Source organism: Mucilaginibacter sp. (assembly GCF_039935595.1).
Lineage (GTDB): Bacteria > Bacteroidota > Bacteroidia > Sphingobacteriales > Sphingobacteriaceae > Mucilaginibacter.
Map to the genome: position 1 here is coordinate 1 of NZ_JBDTJZ010000156.1, position 3,316 is coordinate 3,316.

Genomic DNA, 3,316 nt, shown 5'->3' on the forward strand with positions numbered 1-3,316 from the left:
GGGGTACCCGGTTCTGTCGTCATAATGTAACACTATAACATTAAAATACTTGTTTTGTTGATTTGCTGACAATCTGTCACGCAATATTAAAAGTTTATGTATTTTTGCAACTCAAATTTTAATGATACGGTAAAAGTGGGCAAGCCAAAAACTCCTTACCAGATCATTAAAAAAGTATTTAAGCGGTTGCGTATTGATTCTATATCTCTTAAAGATATTAGCGTAAACTATATTAACAAAAGCAACCCTGTTACCAAACAAACGGCTTTAAAGCATTTGGATATTAATATATCCAATATTGTTGTGGATTCGCTTTCGGCGTTAGATAGCAACCGATTTTATTATACTAAAGGCATTGAGGTTACCCTGCATAATTATAAAATTGCAACGCCTGATAGTTTGTATAATATAGAATTGAACAAGGTATACTTCTCTACCGCCGAACGAAAAATTATACTGGATAAGGTTGCGCTAACCCCCAGGTATGACCGCACTGATTTTTACCGGAAAACAGGCAAAAGCGGGGATATATTCACTTTAAAATTTAATCAGATAGGCATTAATGATATTGACCTGCAACGCTTTCTGCGCGATCAAAAACTATATGCCAGCACCATGAATATCAACAAAGCCAATGTACAGATATACAGCAACAGCAACTATAAGGGCAAAAAAACCAGTAAAATTGGTAAGGACCCACATCAGGAACTGCAGAAGGTGGCACTGGATATGAAATTGGATAGGTTAAATATTAAAAACACCAACATTCAGTATGCGGAAACGGATGCTACATCCGGCTATACAGGGGTTATTAATTTTAGCAATACCAACGGCTATATTTTAAATGTAACTAATGATGATGCCATAAAAAAGAAAAATCAGTTTATGGTGGCACGTATAAATACGCACTTTATGGATGTGGCCCCCTTACAGGTAAATTTTAAATTTAACTTAACAGCTAAAAACGGCGCATTTAATTACTCGGGCACATTGGGAAAGTTTGACGGCAAGGTGTTAGACAAACTGGTTAAACCATTGGCTATGGTGCATGTGGTGTCTGCCGATGTAGAACGGTTAACTTTTAATGTTAACGCTAACAATTACAACGGAAAGGGCAAGCTTGAATTTTATTATAAAAATCTTAATGTGCAATTGCTTAAAAAAGTTGATGGTAAACCCGGACTACAAAACCAGGGGTTGATATCAAAAATTGCCAACGCACTGATCATAGAAAATGACAATCCTGATAAAAAAGGCAACTTCAGGCCGGGGCCAATTGAGCTGAAACGCGAACCTACGGTATCATTTTTTAGCTTTTTATATATGGGCTTGCTTGATGGCCTGAAACCAAGCGTTGGTTTTGATAAAAAAACAGAAGGAAAAGTTAACACAGTTATAACAAAAGTTGGTAACCTTATTGATAAGTTTAATAAATTTAAAGAAGAGCGAAAGCTTAGAAAAGAAGAACGCCAAAAAAAGCGCCAGGCAAAAAAGGATGCTGAAACAAAAACCAAACAGGAAACAAAAAACTAATGGCTTTAAATTTTATTAAGCATACCTGGCAAAAAATTGTTTTAATTACCGTAGCAATAGTGGTTGCTATAGTATTACTGTTGGCTTTGCTGGTAAATATATATTGGTCGCCAATATTGGCTTCTAAAGTAAAAATAGCCGTTACAAGCAGCAGCGACAGCCTATATACGGTTGATTTTGCCGACGCCAAGTTGCATATATTACAAGGTAAAATAGTTTTATATGATATTAATTTTAAACCAGATACGGCAGTATACAACCGCCGCAAAAAGCAACACCGCGCGCCCGATAATTTGGTGAGCCTGCATGTAAAGCGCCTGGTTTTATCGCATATACACCCTTTTGCGTTATACTTTAAGCACATACTTAATATTGACCAGATCATATTTAGTGCGCCTGATGTTGATATACGTCATCAACCTATTATTGATACCATTCCTGCAGATAACCGCACTTTATGGCAAAAGCTCAATAAAACCCTGCACCTGGTACATGTAGGGCAAATTTTATTAAATGATATTAAATTCAGGTATGATGACCGTTCGGGCATTAAACCCGCCGTATCTGAATTAAAGGAAATGAACTTAAAAGGCAACGACCTGCTTATTGATTCGGCCACACAAAAAGACACATCCAGGCTTTTATATTGTAAGGATATTGTTGCCAATCTGCATAATTACAAAGGCAAAACCAATGATGGTTTATATACTTATACCTTTAACTCATTAACCCTCTCTACCTATAAGTCGCAATTAAATATAGAGGGCCTGGCGTTAGAACCTGAAAACGATTTTTATAAAAAGAGCCGGAAAGAGCGTTTTAGGGCAAGTATAGACTCATTACAACTTAATCATTTTGATTTTTTAGCTTATCATAAATACCATCGGCTACGCGCATCCAATTTTATGATCAATGGTGGCAACCTCGATATTTTTGCAAACCCGAACAAACCCATCGAACATAAAAACAAGACGAGTAGCTTCCCTAACATGGCTATTTACAAAATACCGTTTGATATTAAAATTGATACGCTGCTTGTAAACCGAACCAAGGTAACATATGGCGAGTTTAACCCAAAATCGCATAAAGCGGGTGCAATTACTTTTAATAATATACACGGTAAATTTCTAAACGTTACCACCAATAAAGTCGCCCTGCAAAAAAACAATATAGCCACAGCACAAATCACCTCCAATTTTATGGATAGGGGTAAATTAAGTGTTTTTTTTACCTTTAATTTAACCGATAAATCGCTACCCTACAGCTATAAAGGTAAAGTTGGACCAATGGATCTGCAAGCTATTAACCCGGCTACTATGCCACTGGCTATGGTAAAAGTCACCTCAGGCACTTTAAAGGAGTTTACCTTTGATATAAAAGGCGATGTTAAGCGGGTCGGGGGTAATGTGGCTTTGCTGTATAACAACCTTAAAGTAAAACTACTCAAAGCTGATACCGTGAACGATGTGCTTAAACGCAAAACTATCGAATCATTATTTGCCAATGTATTTATTATAAAGCATGATAACCCGGATAACGTGGGCGGTGTGCCGCGATCAGTTAACGTAAGTTATGTACGGTCCGCGGAGTTTCCGTTTTTTAAAACCATTTGGCAAACATTACTGGCGGGTATAAAACCTTGTGTGGGTTTAAATGCCAGGGTTGAGCGTGCCACTACCGAGCTGATGGACAAGAAGGAACTGAAAAAAAAGAACCGCTTAATTAAAAAAGAAATGCGCAAGGAGCGCCGGGCCGGGCGAAAATTAAAAAGACAGCAAAAACG

General features: G+C 37.3%; 2 protein-coding genes. Both read left to right on the plus strand.

Annotated features, from left to right (window positions below; genetic code table 11):
- Positions 1 to 96: 96 nt before the first annotated feature.
- On the plus strand, positions 97 to 1,533 hold the full coding sequence (locus tag ABI367_RS10390; protein ID WP_462231505.1) for a hypothetical protein: 1,437 nt from the start codon (positions 97 to 99) through the stop codon (positions 1,531 to 1,533).
- On the plus strand, positions 1,533 to 3,316 hold a 1,784-nt coding region (locus ABI367_RS10395), incomplete at its 3' end, for a hypothetical protein (protein WP_462231507.1). The genes ABI367_RS10390 and ABI367_RS10395, both read left to right, overlap by 1 nt.

Bases quoted from the DNA above. Each gene is read 5' to 3' on its own strand.
- ABI367_RS10390 (WP_462231505.1), top strand. From the start codon at position 97: ATGTATTTTTGCAACTCAAATTTTAATGATACGGTAAAAGTGGGCAAG.